15 protein-coding genes and 1 pseudogene are annotated in these 14,099 nt (G+C 71.1%); 9 read left to right on the top strand and 7 right to left on the bottom strand.

What is annotated here, in order from left to right; translation table 11 throughout:
- The 5 genes and pseudogenes from VM306_RS16595 to VM306_RS41380 form a co-directional block, all read left to right on the top strand.
- Window positions 1-698: xanthine dehydrogenase family protein molybdopterin-binding subunit (locus VM306_RS16595; RefSeq protein ID WP_325515889.1), on the top strand; the 698-nt coding region annotated here is incomplete at its 5' end.
- A 19-nt stretch (window positions 699-717) separates the two neighbouring features.
- Window positions 718-1,179, top strand: a complete 462-nt coding sequence (locus VM306_RS16590; protein ID WP_325515888.1) for a nucleoside deaminase — start codon at window positions 718-720, stop codon at window positions 1,177-1,179.
- Between the two features lie 88 nt (window positions 1,180-1,267).
- Window positions 1,268-2,674 carry an NCS2 family permease gene (locus VM306_RS16585; protein WP_325515887.1) on the top strand — a complete coding sequence of 469 codons (1,407 nt, stop codon included), beginning with the start codon at window positions 1,268-1,270 and terminating at the stop codon, window positions 2,672-2,674.
- A gap of 27 nt (window positions 2,675-2,701) precedes the next feature.
- Window positions 2,702-3,598: pseudogene (locus tag VM306_RS16580) on the top strand (XdhC family protein); the annotation flags it as partial.
- 13 nt (window positions 3,599-3,611) lie between these two features.
- Entirely contained in the window at window positions 3,612-3,998 is a 387-nt protein-coding gene (locus VM306_RS41380) for an allophanate hydrolase-related protein (RefSeq protein WP_414672393.1), read from the top strand.
- A 79-nt stretch (window positions 3,999-4,077) separates the two neighbouring features.
- Here the strand turns inward: VM306_RS41380 and VM306_RS16570 are convergent, their stop codons facing one another.
- The 5 genes from VM306_RS16570 to VM306_RS16550 form a co-directional block, all read right to left on the bottom strand.
- Window positions 4,078-4,701, bottom strand: coding sequence for a response regulator transcription factor (locus VM306_RS16570; protein WP_325515885.1), 624 nt, complete (start codon window positions 4,699-4,701; stop codon window positions 4,078-4,080).
- Window positions 4,702-4,873: 172 nt separating this feature from the next.
- Window positions 4,874-6,028, bottom strand: a complete 1,155-nt coding sequence (locus VM306_RS16565; protein ID WP_325515884.1) for a sensor histidine kinase — start codon at window positions 6,026-6,028, stop codon at window positions 4,874-4,876.
- A gap of 9 nt (window positions 6,029-6,037) precedes the next feature.
- A complete protein-coding gene (locus VM306_RS16560; RefSeq protein WP_325515883.1) occupies window positions 6,038-6,763 on the bottom strand; it encodes an ABC transporter permease in 726 nt (241 codons plus the stop codon).
- Window positions 6,747-7,640 carry an ABC transporter ATP-binding protein gene (locus VM306_RS16555; RefSeq protein ID WP_325515882.1) on the bottom strand — a complete coding sequence of 298 codons (894 nt, stop codon included), beginning with the start codon at window positions 7,638-7,640 and terminating at the stop codon, window positions 6,747-6,749. Before VM306_RS16555 ends, VM306_RS16560 begins: the two co-directional genes overlap by 17 nt.
- Before the next feature lie 78 nt (window positions 7,641-7,718).
- Window positions 7,719-8,630 (bottom strand): LysR family transcriptional regulator, encoded by a 912-nt coding sequence (locus VM306_RS16550; RefSeq protein ID WP_325515881.1) that lies wholly within the window; start codon window positions 8,628-8,630, stop codon window positions 7,719-7,721.
- A gap of 71 nt (window positions 8,631-8,701) precedes the next feature.
- Here VM306_RS16550 and VM306_RS16545 point away from each other — a divergent pair, with 71 nt between their 5' ends.
- Both VM306_RS16545 and VM306_RS16540 read left to right on the top strand, forming a co-directional pair.
- Window positions 8,702-9,157 (top strand): hypothetical protein, encoded by a 456-nt coding sequence (locus VM306_RS16545; RefSeq protein ID WP_325515880.1) that lies wholly within the window; start codon window positions 8,702-8,704, stop codon window positions 9,155-9,157.
- Window positions 9,154-9,978: an SDR family NAD(P)-dependent oxidoreductase gene (locus VM306_RS16540; protein WP_325515879.1), complete on the top strand. Its 825-nt coding sequence runs from the start codon at window positions 9,154-9,156 to the stop codon at window positions 9,976-9,978. Before VM306_RS16545 ends, VM306_RS16540 begins: the two co-directional genes overlap by 4 nt.
- On the opposite strand, the gene VM306_RS16535 is transcribed toward VM306_RS16540, so the two are convergent.
- The gene (locus VM306_RS16535) at window positions 9,971-10,561 is read right to left on the bottom strand and encodes a helix-turn-helix domain-containing protein (protein ID WP_325515878.1); all 591 of its coding nucleotides are present in this window, start codon (window positions 10,559-10,561) and stop codon (window positions 9,971-9,973) included. The genes VM306_RS16540 and VM306_RS16535 overlap by 8 nt on opposite strands.
- 79 nt (window positions 10,562-10,640) lie before the next feature.
- On the opposite strand from VM306_RS16535, the gene VM306_RS16530 reads away from it, so the two are divergent.
- Both VM306_RS16530 and VM306_RS16525 read left to right on the top strand, forming a co-directional pair.
- Window positions 10,641-10,967: an antibiotic biosynthesis monooxygenase gene (locus VM306_RS16530; RefSeq protein WP_325515877.1), complete on the top strand. Its 327-nt coding sequence runs from the start codon at window positions 10,641-10,643 to the stop codon at window positions 10,965-10,967.
- Between the two features lie 15 nt (window positions 10,968-10,982).
- Window positions 10,983-13,394, top strand: coding sequence for an ATP-binding protein (locus tag VM306_RS16525; RefSeq protein WP_325515876.1), 2,412 nt, complete (start codon window positions 10,983-10,985; stop codon window positions 13,392-13,394).
- On the opposite strand, the gene VM306_RS16520 is transcribed toward VM306_RS16525, so the two are convergent.
- Window positions 13,360-13,962, bottom strand: a complete 603-nt coding sequence (locus tag VM306_RS16520; protein WP_325515875.1) for a DUF305 domain-containing protein — start codon at window positions 13,960-13,962, stop codon at window positions 13,360-13,362. The two genes, VM306_RS16525 and VM306_RS16520, sit on opposite strands and share 35 nt — an antisense overlap.
- Window positions 13,963-14,099 lie beyond the last annotated feature (137 nt).

Raw genomic sequence — 14,099 nt, 5'->3', positions numbered from 1 at the left:
TCATGCAGCAGATCGTGCGGACCGAGCTGGGCATCGAGCGCGTGACCGTGCTGCCGATGGACACCACGATCGGCAACGGCGGCTCGACCTCGGCGTCGCGCCAGACGTACGTCACCGGCGGTGCCGTGAAGGCCGCCTGTGCCTTGGTGCGCGACCGGCTGGCCGGTCGCACCGACATCGGCGACGAGGTGATCGACGAGACCACCGAGTGGCGTCACCGCGCGACCGAGGCCATCGACCCCGAGACCGGACAAGGCAACGCGCACGTCCAGTACGGTTTCGCCGCCCACCGCGCCGTCGTCGACGTGGACGTCGAGCTCGGGCTCGTGCGCGTGGTCTCCCTCGACTGCGCCCAGGACGTGGGCAAGGCGCTGAACCCGCAGGCCGTGGTCGGCCAGATCCAGGGCGGGTCCGCCCAGGGGCTCGGCCTCGCGGTGATGGAGGAGATCCAGACCTCCGGCGGCAAGGTGCGCAACCCGTCGTTCACCGACTACCTCATCCCCACCGTGCTCGACATGCCGCCGATGAGCATCGACGTGCTCGAGCTCGCCGACCCGCACGCCCCCTACGGCATTCGCGGCGTCGGCGAACCGCCCACCATCTCGTCGACCCCGGCGATCGTGGCGGCGATCCGCGCGGCGACCGGCCTGGCGCTCACCCGCGTCCCGGTCCGCCCGGAACACCTCACCGGTACCTGACGTCTCTGGAGTTCCTGCTGTGAACGCACATCTGCTCGCCACCATCGACCTGGCCACCCGCAACGTGGCCTCCGGCGGCGGCCCGTTCGGCGCGATGGTCGTCCGTGACGGCGCGGTCGTCGCCACGGGCGTCAACCAGGTGACGCCCTCGCTCGACCCCACCGCCCACGCCGAGGTCGTCGCGATCCGCGCGGCCTGCCAGGCGCTCGGCGACTTCAAGCTGACCGGCTGCACGCTGATCTCCTCGTGCGAGCCGTGTCCCCTGTGCCTGTCCGCCGCGCTCTGGGCGCGGGTGGACCGGGTGCTCTACGCCGCCGACCGCCACGACGCGGCGGCGGCCGGGTTCGACGACCGGGAGTTCTACGAGCTGTTCAGCAAGTCCCGCGACGACTGGGACCTGCCCGTGCACCGGATCTCCACCGCCGAGGACAACGCCCCGTTCACCGCGTGGCTGTCACTCGCTTCTCGAACCGACTACTGAGGCCACAAGCCTGCCTGCTGACCGGAGCTTGCCCAATCGCGTTCCGGCGATGGAACGCGCCCACCGGCATGGGAAAGGCCGTCTTCCGATGACCCAGTCGCGGAGCCAACCGAAGTCTTTTCCACTCGACCAGTTCTTCCGCATCACCGAACGCGGCAGCACTGTGGGCCGTGAGATCCGTGGCGGTATCACGACTTTCGTCGCGATGTCGTACATCGTGCTGCTGAACCCGTTGATCCTCGGCGCGTCCGCCGACATCACCGGCGCCAAGCTCACCACCGCCGAGATCACCACCGCGACCGCGCTGGCCGCGGGCGTCACGACCGTCCTCATGGGGCTGGTCGGCAACGCGCCTCTCGCGATGGCGGCGGGCCTGGGCGTGAACGGCGTGGTCGCCTTCCAGATGGCGCCGACGATGACGTGGGCCCAGGCCTTCGGTCTGGTGGTGCTCGAAGGCGTCTGCATCGTGGTCATGGCCGCTTCGGGCGTCCGCGAGCGGATCATCAACGCGATCCCCGAGCCGTTGAAGATCGCGATCACCGTGGGCATCGGCCTCTACATCGCCCTGGTGGGACTGGTGTCCGCCGGTTTCGTGACCCGCACGCCGGACGCGGCCCACTCGACGGTCCCGGTGCGGATGGGCGTCGACGGACACCTCAGCGGCTGGCCGATCGTGATCTTCTGCCTCGGCCTGCTGCTGATGATCGTGCTGATGGCGCGCGGCGTGCCCGGTGCGGTGCTGATCAGCATCGTGGTGGCCACCGTCGTCGCTGTGGTGGTGAACTCGGTGTTCCCCGTGCGGGACTGGGGCCTGGTGACGCCGTCGCTGCCCTCGTCGGTCGTCGCCTCGCCGGACTTCGGCCTGTTCGGGCGGGTGGACCTGGTCGGTGGTTTCGCGTCGGCGGGGGTGATCGCGGCGACGATCTTCCTGTTCACGCTGGTGCTGTCGGGTTTCTTCGACGCCATGGGCACCATCACGTCGGTGTCGGACGAGGCGGGCCTCACCCGTGACGGCCGGGTCGAGGGCATGGGCAGGATCCTGATGGTCGACGGCGCCGGCGCGATCGCCGGTGGCGTCACGGGTTCCGCCCCGAACACCGTGTTCCTGGAGTCGGCGGCGGGTGTGGGCGAAGGCGCCAGGACCGGCCTGGCCTCGGTGGTGACCGGCGGGTTGTTCCTGGTGGCACTGCTCTTCACGCCGCTGGCGGCCATCGTGCCCGCACAGGCCGCGGCGCCGGCGCTGGTGGTGATCGGCGGCCTGATGATGACCCAGATCCGCCGGATCCCTTGGCAGGACACGGACTTCACCATCCCGGTGTTCCTGACCGCGGCGATCATCCCGTTCACCTACTCGATCACCAACGGCATCGGCGCCGGCCTCGTGTCCTACGTCGTGCTGCGCGTCTGCAAGGGCCAGTGGCCGGGCTGGCTGATGACCGGCCTCGCGCTGATGTTCACCGTCTACTTCGGCGTGGACATGATCACCGGCAGGTAGCCCTGCTCACTTCCCAGGGAGGGTTCGATGCGTGACCTGGCGTCGACGTTGCTGTCGTGGGACCGGTTCGCGGTCGCCTCGGTGGTGGCCGTGCGCGGCAGTGCGCCCCGTCCGGTCGGTGCCGCGATGGCGGTCGGTCCCTCGGGCGAGGTGATCGGCAGCGTGTCCGGCGGCTGCGTGGAGGCGGAGGTCTACGAGCTCGCCCGCGCGGTGCTGGAGACCGGCGAGCCCACGTTGACGACGTTCGGCTACTCCGACGACACGGCGTTCGCGGCGGGCCTGACCTGCGGCGGTTCGCTGGACGTGCTGGTGCAGCGCGACAGCCCGTCGTTGCGCGCGGCTCTGCGGGCCTCGGTGGACGGCCACCCGGTCTCGGTGCGCTTCGCCGTGGGCGGCCGCGTGTTCACCGAGTCGTGGATGCCACCGCCGCGCCTGCTGGTGTTCGGCGCCATCGACCACGCCGCCGCCGTGGCCGAGATCGGGCGCTTCCTCGGCTACCACGTGACGGTGTGCGACGCCCGTCCCGTGTTCGCCACTCCCGAACGCTTCCCCGCAGCGCACTCGGTCGTCGTCGACTGGCCGCACCGCTACCTCGCGTCGACGCGCACCGACCCCGACACCGCAGTCGTGGTGCTGACCCACGACCCGAAGTTCGACATCCCGGTCCTGGTGGAGGCGCTGTCCCGTCCTCTCGCCTTCGTCGGCGCCCTCGGCTCGCGCCGCACGCACTCGGAACGCCTCGACCGCCTGCTGGAGGCAGGCGTGCCGCCGTCAGCGCTGGCACGGCTCCGTTCCCCCATCGGCCTCGACCTGGGCGGCCGCAGCCCGGCGGAGACCGCGGTCTCGATCGCCGCCGAGCTCGTCGCCCTGCGGCACGGCGGCACCGGCCTGCCGCTGACCTCCCTGTCCACGCCCATCCACCGAACCTCGGAGAGTCATGGCACTGATCTTCCTCAACGGCGGCGGCATGAAGGGCGGACCGCTGCACGCCCAGTTGCAGGGCACGCCGATGGTCTGCAGGGCGCGCAGTGCCCCCAGGTACCGGTACTTCTCGGTGCGGGGGGAGTTCCCCGCGATGCACGAGTCGGGCTCGGCCCAGGTCGTCGGTGAGCTCTACGACCTGCCGCTGAAGGTCCTGCGCGACCACCTCGTGCCCGCGGAACCGCCGGAGCTGGAGATCGGCGTCATCGAGCTGGAGGACGGCAGCGCCGCACTGGCGACGGTCCTCCGCTCCGAGATGGTCGACGGGCTACTCCGATCAGGTGACATCCAGGACATCTCGTATCTGGGCGACTGGCGCGCGTTCCTCCATCACGAGGGGTGAGGGGTGGCAAGGGGGAGTTGCCGCAGCGGCGGGGCCGACCACGGTTGGTCCCGCCGCGGTCCGTTCACCGCCCTTGCGTTCACCGCCCGCGGCCGCGCAACAGCCCGCGCTCGTACGCCACGGCGACAGCCGCCGCCCGGTCACTGACACCGAGCTTCGCGTAGACGTGCAGCAGATGCGTCTTGACCGTCGCCTCGCTGATGAACAGGGCCGCCGCCACAGCCCGGTTGGTGGTTCCCCTGGCCACCAACGCCAGCACGTCGAGCTCCCTCGCCGACAACGGCTCCAGCGCGGGCTCCCGCACCTGCCCGAGCAACCGGGTGGCCACCGCGGGCGACAGGACGGCCTCCCCCGAGTGAGCCGCCCGGATGGCCCGCTGCAGCTCCTCGCGAGGCGTGTCCTTGAGCAGGTACCCGGTGGCGCCGGCCTTGATGGCGGGCAACACGTCCCGATCGGTGTCGTACGTCGTGAGCACCAGCACCCGGCACGGATGACCGCGCAACCGCTCGATCGCCGACACCCCGTCGGACCCCGGCATCCGCAGGTCCATGAGCACGACGTCAGGACTCAACGCCGTCACCACCGCGACCGCTTCATCACCGGACGCGGCCTCACCCACGACCTCGAAGTCGGCCGCGGACAACATGCCGCGCAACCCGTCGCGCACGACGGGATGGTCATCGACGATGACAAGCCGGATCACGCGCCCACCTCCACGGCACGAAGGACGCACGCGACTCGACAGCCACCAAGCACCGCACGGCTCAAGCCGGACCCGTCGCTCAGCTGCGACCCGGCCGACGCCGCGCCCACTCCTCCACCAGCGTCCTTCACGCGCCTCCCCCACTCTCCGCCAGCAGCCATCCCCGCACCCCTCACGCCGGCACCCGAGCCGAGATCGCCGTCCCCGCCCCCGGCTCCGACTCCACGAACAACGCCCCCGACAGCCGGTGCACCCGGTGCCTCATCGCGGGCAGCCCGAAGCCCGACGACGGCAGCGCCAGGTCGAAGCCCACGCCGTCGTCGCGCACGTCCAGCGTCACCACGTCCTCCATGTAGGACAGGGTCAACCCGACCCTGGAGGCCGCGGCGTGCTTGGCCACGTTCGCCAGCGCCTCCTGGGCGGTGCGCAGCAAAGCGACCTCCACCTCGGGGTGCATCGCGCGGGCGGCACCGGTCAACGTCACCGAGACCGGCACGCCGTACACCGTGGACCAGCCCGACGCCACCTCGTCCAGCGCCTCGGGCAGCGCCGCCGAGTCCAGTGCGGGCGGGCGCAGGGCGTGCACGGACCGGCGGGCCTCCGCCAGGTTCGAGCGCGCCAGCTCGGCCGCCACCGCCACGCGGCGTTCCCAGTCGGCCGAGGTCGCCGCGGACAGTTGCGTGATGATGCCCGTCAGGCCCTGGGCGAGGGTGTCGTGGATCTCGCCCGCCATGCGGTGGCGTTCGTCCAGCACGCCTGCCTCGTGCGCCTGCACCAGGAGCTGGGCGTGGAGGCCCTCGTTCTCCTCCAGCAGTTCCTTGCGCAGCCGGGACTGCTCCGTCGTCACGTGGCCCACGTACGTGAAGGTGCACGCCACCACCACGAACACCGCCAGCAGCAGCCAGAACGCGGGCTCCTCACCGGACGGCGGGTAGCCGCCGAACAGCGACAGCGTCGCCAGGGCGGCCGTCAGCGCCACCACGAAGAACATCCAGCGCCCGCGCAGGACCTCGCTCGCGTAGACGTAGACCGCGTACGACACCGCGCCGAACCAGTGCTCCCGCATGCCCAGCACCGCGTAGAACACGACCATGCCACCGATGAACACGGCCATGAGGTCCGCGCGCTTGTGCCACGCGGGGTGCAGCGTGAACCACCACGCCATCCACACGTAGCCGAACGCCACGACGCCGTAGGTGAACCAGCGCTCCGGTGCCGGGTGCGCGGTGAAGATCGCGTACAGCACCGTCGTCACGGTCAGCACGAAGTACGGGATCACGTGGGCGATCGCGCCGAGCCTGCGCTCCCACCTGTCCAACGCGGCCATGTCCACGAGCTACTCCCAGCGGAAAGTCCTGGCCGCGACGGTACCTGCCACGAGGCTTACGAGCCCCATGATCGCGAGATGCCTCCAGTCCGGCGCGGTACCGAGCCACGCCTGTTGCACCGCCTCCACGCCCGGAGGCGTGTAGGAACCGATCTCCTTGATCGACGAGGGCAGCATGAACCGCGGCAGGTACACGCCGCCCAGGAACATGAGCAGCATGAACACCGCCGTGGCCCAGCCACCGGCCGCCCGCGCGTTCGGGGCCAGTGCGGCGATCACCAGTCCCAGCGCGAACGTGCCCGCGCCTCCCAGCAGCACGGCACACGCCAGGCCGAGCGGGTGGTGAGGCAGGTCGACGTCGAAAACGACGTATGCCACCACGATAGTCAGCAGCACCGACAAGATCGCCGCGGCGAAGTTGACCACCATCTGACCCGCCAGCAGCCGCGCCGGGTGCATGGGCGTCGTCGACAGCCGGCGCAGCACGCCCTTCTCCCGATAGGTGGCCACGACCGTCGGCACGCGCTGCAACCCGATGAACCCCAGCGTGAACACGACCAGCGAGGACAGGTAGCTGTCGATGAACCGCTGCCCGCCGAACTCCGGCAACGGCTCGCGCAACGCCGGAACCGCCCCCAGCGCCAGCAAGAGCAGGCACGGGAACACCACCGCGAACAACGAGTTCAGCCGGTCGCGGACGAACAGCCGCGCCTCGATCTCAACGATCCGCAACATCGCTACCCCCGGTCAGCTCCACGTAGGCGTCGTCCAGCGACACCTGGTCGACGCGGAGTTGCCGCGCCACGACCTGCTTGCGCGCCAACAGCGAGGTCACGGCGTGCACCACGCTGTCCGACCCGCTGACGACGACCTGCTCCCCCACCGACGACACCTCGGTCACCTCGGGCAACGCCCGCAGCAGCGCCAGGTCCACGGCGGTGGACGGGACGAACCGCACCCGAGTGACACCGTCCACACTCGACACCAGCCCCGAGGGCGTGTCGAGGGCGGCGATGCGCCCGTCGCGGAACACCGCCACCCGGTCGCAGAGCCGCTCCGCCTCCTCCATGAAGTGCGTGACCAGCAGGATCGTCACGCCGGCCGCCCGCACCTCCTCGATCACGGACCACGTGTCGCGCCGCGCCTGCGGGTCCAGCCCCGTCGTCAGCTCGTCGAGGATCGCCACCCGCGGCGACCCGATCAGCGCCAGCGCGATCGACAACCGCTGCTTCAGCCCGCCGGACAGCCGCCCGAACTCCACCCCCAGGTGCTCGGTGAGCCCCAGCCGTTCCGACCAGTCCGCCGGCGACGGGTAGAACGACGAGAACAGCGCCAGCGCCTCGCCGACCCGGATCCGTTCCGGCAGCTCCGACGCCTGCAGCTGCACCCCGATCGAGGACCGCACCGCCGCGGGCTCCCGTCCCAGCACCGACACGCTCCCCCGGTCCGGCTTCCGCAGCCCCGACACGCACTCGACCGTCGTGGTCTTGCCCGCGCCGTTCGGCCCCAGCACTCCGAATATCTCCCCCTCGGCCACCTCGAAAGACACCGAGTCCACCGCGACCTTCGGCCCGTACCGCTTGCCGAGGTCGCGCACTTCGATGATTGCCATGCCACCACGATCGAGGACCGCGAACGGAAGATCATCGAACAACGAGGTGCTCTCGCATCAACCGATCGGTTGATGCCGCTACTCGGCCTCCACGACGGCGGTGCGCAGCGCGGCGGCCAGTCGCGCGACGGGTTCCGGCACGGGCCCCGGCAGTCGCGCGAGCAGCATCCGGCGCCGCTCGGCGGGCCCTCCCCGCACCGGCAGGATCCGCACCCCGGCGGGCGCGACCGCGATCAGCGACGTGGGAACCGTCGTGATGCCGAACCCCGCCGCCACCAGTTGCAGCTTCGCCAGCCAGTCACGAGCGGTGTGCGCGACGACGGGCCGTTCGTCCAGCCCCGGCCACACCCCCATCACCCACTGGTCGCCGGGACCCGAGATCCACCGCTGCCCGCGCAGGTCCTCGACGTCGATGAACTCGGTGCGCGCCAACGGATGCCCAGCCGGGACGGCCACCCGCAGACTGCGTTCGACGAGCGTGTCGACCTCCAGCGCGGGAGTCTCGTCGTCCGGAGCGCGGAACGGTGGCGCCGACGAGATCAACGCGACGTCCAGGGTGCCCGCACGCAGCGCGCGCACCAACGCCGGTGTGTTCCCCTCGCGCGTGACCACCGTGATCGACGGATGCGTGCGCCTCAACGCGGTCAACGCCCGCGGGACCAGCCGTGCGCCCGCCGTCGCGAACCAGCCGAGCCGGACCGTGCTCTCGTCCTCCTCCGGCAGCCCCGCGAGCTCTCGCGCACCCGCATCGACCTGATCCACCACCACGGCCGCACGGCGCAACACGAGCCGACCGGCCGCGGTGAGCTGCACGCCGTCGTGCCGCCGTTCGAGCAGCACGGCACCAGCCGCCCGTTCCAGGGCCGCGACCTGCCGTGACACGGCGGACTGCGTGTACCCCAACGCCGTGGCCGCGGCCGTCAGCGTGCCGCGCTCGGCCACCTCGCGGAACACCCGCAGGGCGACCAGCGACGCATCACTCAGGCCCATGACGTTTACGCATACCCCACTTGCCAAAGTTTCGCTACCCGCATGGCTGAGGCGAGCCTAGCGTCGAAGAGGTGATCGAGACGGAGTTCGGGTTCAGCACCGCCGGTGAGGTCGCCGAGGGCATCGGCGGCAAGGCCACCTCGCCCTCCACCACCGGCCTGCACAACGCCCTCAAAGCCGCCGGCAACGCGCGCGTCGTCTCCGTCACCTCCCGTGTCCACATGCTCTCCCCGGTGATCTCCGACGACGTCCACTACGCGTTCCGCCGCTACGAACCGTGGGGCGCCGACGGCCAGAGCAAGACCGCCAACGTCCTGTTCTCCGTCGAGGCAACGCGCCGATGGATGGCGGACGGCATCACGGCGAACGCCGTCATGCCCGGCGCCATCCACATCAACCTGCAGCGCGGACCACCGCGACGAGACGCCGCCGAGGCGCGGAGTCGCCCGGTTCGCCCTCGGCCCGGACAACGCCGCCCGCCCTGTGGACGTACTCCGAAACCCTCCTCACGAAGGCCTGACCCATGACGATCGCACTGGTCACCGGCGCCACCCAGGGACTCGGCCTCGCACTGGCCGAAGGTCTCGCCCGGCGCCTGACGCCCTCCGACACCGTCTACCTCACCGGCCGCGACATCACGAAGATCACGGCGGCGGCCGAGTCCGTGCCCGGCGGCGGCGCGGTGGTCCGCGGTGAACTCTTCGACGTCGCCGACCCCGGTTCCGCCGCGAAGCTCGCGAAGCAGATCGAGGAACGCCACGGCGGCATCGACGTCGTCTTCGGCAACGCCGTCATGCGCGTCGGCCCCGACGACGACCCGCGCGAGATCATCGACGAGTACACCCAGGTCAACAACTTCGGCACCACGAGGCTCCTGCGGGCGTTCGCCCCGCTGCTCAACGACAACGGCCGGCTGCTCGTGGTCGCCAGCTCGCTCGGCACGCTGCACCACCTCGCGCCGGTGCTGCACGAGCTGTTCACCGCACCGTCCTCATTGGACGAGATCGACCGGCAGATCGCGAGGTGGCGTGACGCCACGAAGCAGGGCAGGACGAAAGCCGGTGCGTGGCCCGGGTTCGTGAACATCCCGTCGAAGATCGGCCAGGTCGCCGCCGTCCGCGTGCTCGCGAACCAGCGCCGGCACAGCGACGGGCAGCGGGGGATCCTGGTCGCCTCGGTCTGCCCCGGCATGATCAACACGCCCACTTCGGCGCTGTGGTGGGACGTCAGCACCGCCCCGACGCCGGCGCAGGCCGCGACCGCGTTGCTCGACCTCGCACTCGGTCCGGTCGAACCGGGGCACTACGGCGAGCTGATCCGCCACGGCGAGGTGGTCCCGTTCAGCTGATGGGCTGGTCCAGCCCGTGCACCACCTGGTCGAGCAACGTCTGGATGACCGCCTCGTTGTGCTCGGTGCGGCCCGGGGTGATCATCCTCGACGTCGCCTCGACCATCGCGTGGACGAGCATCGCCCGCAGCTGCGCGCGGTGCACCCCGGCCGTCGTGAAGACACCGACCAACGGTGCCAGCAACCGTTCGTGCTCGGCCCTGATCTGCTCGCGCGACGAGTCGGGCAGCGTGTGCGCGGACAGGGCCACCACCGCCCCGTGGCTGCCGTCGGTGATGATCGCGAGCTCGGTCCGCAGGTAGGCCTCGATCTTCTCCGGCACGGACTCGGCGCTGTTGACCGCCACCTCCAGCTTGTCCGCCCACTCCGGCAGCGCGTCGGACACGATCGCGGCGACCAGTTCTTCGCGCGAGCGGAAGTACTCGTAGAGGCTCGGCCGCGACAGGCCGACGCGTCTCGCGAGCGACGCGAGCGTCAGCGCCTCCGCCCCCTCGGTCGCCACGATCTCCCGCCCGGCGTCCAGCAGGGCGCGCAACCGGTTGGCGCGGTGCTCGGCCACGGTGTCTGCGCTGATCCTCGGCACACCGGGATCGTATCGCGCTTGATTTCCCGACGGGGAGTTGGAATAGTTCCCGACAGAGCGTCGGAATCAGGAGGCCTGCATGTTCATCGCCACCAACCGGATGTTCGTCAACCCGGACATGTCCGAGGAGTTCGAGCGCTACTTCCGCGGCAACATGCGCACCCACCTGCCCGGAGTCCCCGGCCTGCTGCGCAGCACGCTGCTCAAGCCGACGCAGGACGACCAGCCGTACGTCTCGGTCAACGAGTTCGAGTCCGAGGACGCCTTCCGCGCCTGGGTCGCCTCCGACGCGTTCCGCGAGGCGCACAAGGGCCACCGCACGATCGCACGCCTCGTGACGGGCAACGAGCCCGAGCGGTTCACGCACGCGGAGGACCTGGTTCTCCCGCGCCAGCGCACCGAGTAGGCGATACTCCCCCGCGTGGGGGACGTGCGATTCCGGGTGCTCGGCCCGCTCTCGGTCGAGGCGGACGGGCAAGAGGTGATGATCCCCGGCGGGCTCTGCCGGACGCTGCTGGCCACGTTGCTGTTGCGTCCCCACGAGGTGGTGCCCGTCGAGGAACTGGTCGCCCGCGTGTGGCGCGACGGTGGCAGTGTGAGAGCGCTGCGCACGCTCATGGGAAGGCTCCGGTCCGCGCTCGGCGAAGCGAACCGCGTGCGCACCGTCGGCATCGGCTACGTCGCCGAGCCGGACGACCTGGATCTGCTGACGTTCCGCGCGCTCGCCGAGCAGGGCCGGCACGCCGAGGCGCTGGAGCTCTGGCGCGGCCCCGCTCTCGCCGACGTCGACTCGGACTGGGTACGCCACGAGGTGTCCGCGCTCGTCGAGGAACGCCGTGCGGTGCAACGGAAACTGACGATCCCGCGGCAGATTCCCGCGCCGTCGTCGCAGTTCGTCGGCCGCGACCTCGAACTGGGCCTGCTCGACGACGCAGAGGGCCCGCTGGTGATCTCCGCGGTCAGCGGCACGGCCGGTGTCGGCAAGACGGCCCTGGCCGTGCGGTGGGCGCATCGAGCAGCCGAACGGTTCCCGGCGGGGCAGCTCTACGTCAACCTCCGCGGGTTCGACCCCGCCGTCGAACCGGCACGGCCGCAGGACGTGATCCGGCGGTTCCTCGCCGCGCTCGGCGTCCCCTCGGCCACCGTCCCGGCCGACGACGACGGCCAGGCCCGCCTCTACCGCGAGCTGGTCGCCGGCAAGGAGCTGTTGCTGCTGCTGGACAACGCGCGCGACGCCGAGCAGGTGCGGCCGCTGCTGCCCGGCGGAACGCGGTGCAGGGTCCTGATCACGAGCCGCGACCGGATGAGCGACCTCGCCGGGGCACGGGCCCTGCGCCTCGGCGTGCTGGGCCACGCGGAGGCCGTGGCGCTCGTGACCGAACGCATCGGCGCCGGCCGTGCGGCGGCCGAACCGGAAGCACTCGCCCGCCTGGTCGACCTGTGCGGCGGCCTGCCGCTCGCCCTGTCCGTCGTCGCGGCCCGCGCGGCAGCCGACGCCCAGCTCCCTCTCGCCGCGCTGGCGGACGAACTGGCCGATGAGCAGACCAGGCTCGACTTCCTCGACACCGGCGACGAGCTGACGAGCGTGCGCGCCACGTTCTCCTGGTCCTACCGGCGGTTGAGCGAGCCGGCGGCCCTGCTGTTCCGGTTGCTCAGCGCGCACCGCGGCCCCGACTTCTCCGCCGCCGCGGCCACCAGCCTCGGCGGCACCCGGTCCACCCTCGACGAACTGGCCGAGGCACACCTGCTCGAGCAGACCCCCGGCGGGCGCTACTACTTCCACGACCTGGTGCGCCTGTTCGCCCGCGGCCTCACGACCGGCGACGAGCACCACGGCGCGTTGCGCCGCCTGCTCGACCACTACCTGCACAGCACGCACCGCATGCACGACCAGATCGTCGGATCGTTCAGCACCCCGCTCCTCCTGGCCGACCCGCTGCTCGGCGTGACGCCCGAGACCGCGGGCAGCGCCGCGGAGGGGTGGGCGTGGTTCGACGCCGAACTGGACGTGCTCATCGCCCTGGTCCCGGCCGCCGAGCAGGCCGGGCTCGACACCGCCACGTGGCAGCTGGTGTGGAGCCTGACCAACGTCTTCGAGCGCAAGGGCCGCTGGCACGAGTGGACGGCCGCACTCGAGACCGCGATCGTGGCCGTCACCCGCACCGGCGACCTGGACGCCGGTGCCCGCGTCCGTCACGTCGCAGCGCGCGCATACCGCCGCACGGGCCGGCTGGACGAGGCGGTATCCATGCTGGACCAGGCGATCGAGGACTACCAGAACCTCGGCGACGTCCGCGAGGAAGGCCGCCTGCTCCAGGTGCTGGCCGCGGTGCACGGCGACCTGGGCCGGCTGCCGGACGCGCTGGCCGCCGCGCGCAGGGCGCTGTCCCTGGCCGAGCAGAGCGACGACACGATCGCCATCGGACCTGCCCTGAACCAGATCGGCTGGTACAGCGGGGAACTGGGCGACCACGAGGCCGCGGTCGAGCACTGCGAACGGGCGGTCGAGCTGAACCGGCGGACCGGGTCGCACAACGGCCAGGGCGCCGCGCTGCACAGCATCGCGCGGGCGCGGCACCACCTCGGCGACCTGCCCGGCGCGATCGCGGCCTCCCACCGGGCGCTGGAGCTGTTCCGCACCACCGGGTTCCTCGTCCTCGAAGCCGAGACGCTGCTGAACCTGGGCGACAGCCACCACGCCGCCGGCGAGGAGGAGCAGGCTCGCCAGGCGTGGCAGCACGCGCTCGCCCTCTACGAGCACCTCGAGCACCGGGCCGCCGACACGGCCCGCGAGCGCCTCACACGGTGGGAAGCAACGCCTTCATCCGGTTGATCTCGTCGGACTGCGTGGCCACCACGTCGTCCGCCATCTCCTCGACCTGGACGTTGGTGCCGGCCGCGCGCACGTCCGTCGCCATCTTGATCGCACCCTCGTGGTGGGCGATCATCAGCTCGAGGAACATCCGGTCGAAGTCCCTGCCACGCGCCACTCCCAGGGCGTTCAACTGGTCCTGCGTGGCCATGCCCGGCATCGAGCCGTGGTCGCCGTGCGAGCCCACGACGTTGTTGACGCGCTGCCACTGCTTCATGGCGCCGATCTCGGGCTCCTGGCTGTACCGGATGCGGTCGGCGAGACCCCTGACGGTCTCGTTCCGCGCGCGGTCGGGGGCGAACCTGGTCATCGCCAGCGCCTGCTCGTGGTGGGCGATCATCATCGACACGTAGTCGCGGTCGGCGTCGTTGGGCGGGGGCGGGATGGCGCCGCTCGCGTCCGAGGGCGCGATGGTCGGCGCGGAGCCGCCGGGGGTGTCCGGCGCGATGATCGGCGCCTGTGCCGGCTCCGACGTACAGCCTGTCAGCAGGGCGATCGCCGCCACGACCGCTACAACCCCGAAACGCATGCTCCGGACAATACAGTTCACCCGGCGTGATCCGTTCTCCCTGCACGAGGGCGTGCGGTGTCTCCGGTGGAAGCGTGGCCATCGAACACGCGGTCGACGGTCTGTCCACCCTTTCGCGGCTGGACGAAGAGTCGAGA

Source organism: Lentzea sp., from assembly GCF_035525475.1.
Lineage (GTDB): Bacteria > Actinomycetota > Actinomycetes > Mycobacteriales > Pseudonocardiaceae > Lentzea.
The sequence above is the reverse complement of the archived record's forward strand: the minus strand, read 5'-3'. Positions and strand labels throughout refer to the sequence as shown.

What these genes read in the sequence shown, in the direction of transcription:
- VM306_RS16560 (WP_325515883.1), bottom strand. Translation starts at nt 6,763, where the DNA reads ATGTTGCGGATCGTTGAGATCGAGGCGCGGCTGTTCGTCCGCGACCGG.
- VM306_RS16540 (WP_325515879.1), top strand. Translation starts at nt 9,154, where the DNA reads ATGACGATCGCACTGGTCACCGGCGCCACCCAGGGACTCGGCCTCGCA.
- VM306_RS16550 (WP_325515881.1), bottom strand. Translation starts at nt 8,630, where the DNA reads ATGGGCCTGAGTGATGCGTCGCTGGTCGCCCTGCGGGTGTTCCGCGAG.
- VM306_RS16555 (WP_325515882.1), bottom strand. Translation starts at nt 7,640, where the DNA reads ATGGCAATCATCGAAGTGCGCGACCTCGGCAAGCGGTACGGGCCGAAG.
- VM306_RS16585 (WP_325515887.1), top strand. Translation starts at nt 1,268, where the DNA reads ATGACCCAGTCGCGGAGCCAACCGAAGTCTTTTCCACTCGACCAGTTC.
- VM306_RS16565 (WP_325515884.1), bottom strand. Translation starts at nt 6,028, where the DNA reads ATGGCCGCGTTGGACAGGTGGGAGCGCAGGCTCGGCGCGATCGCCCAC.
- VM306_RS16530 (WP_325515877.1), top strand. Translation starts at nt 10,641, where the DNA reads ATGTTCATCGCCACCAACCGGATGTTCGTCAACCCGGACATGTCCGAG.
- VM306_RS41380 (WP_414672393.1), top strand. Translation starts at nt 3,612, where the DNA reads ATGGCACTGATCTTCCTCAACGGCGGCGGCATGAAGGGCGGACCGCTG.
- VM306_RS16520 (WP_325515875.1), bottom strand. Translation starts at nt 13,962, where the DNA reads ATGCGTTTCGGGGTTGTAGCGGTCGTGGCGGCGATCGCCCTGCTGACA.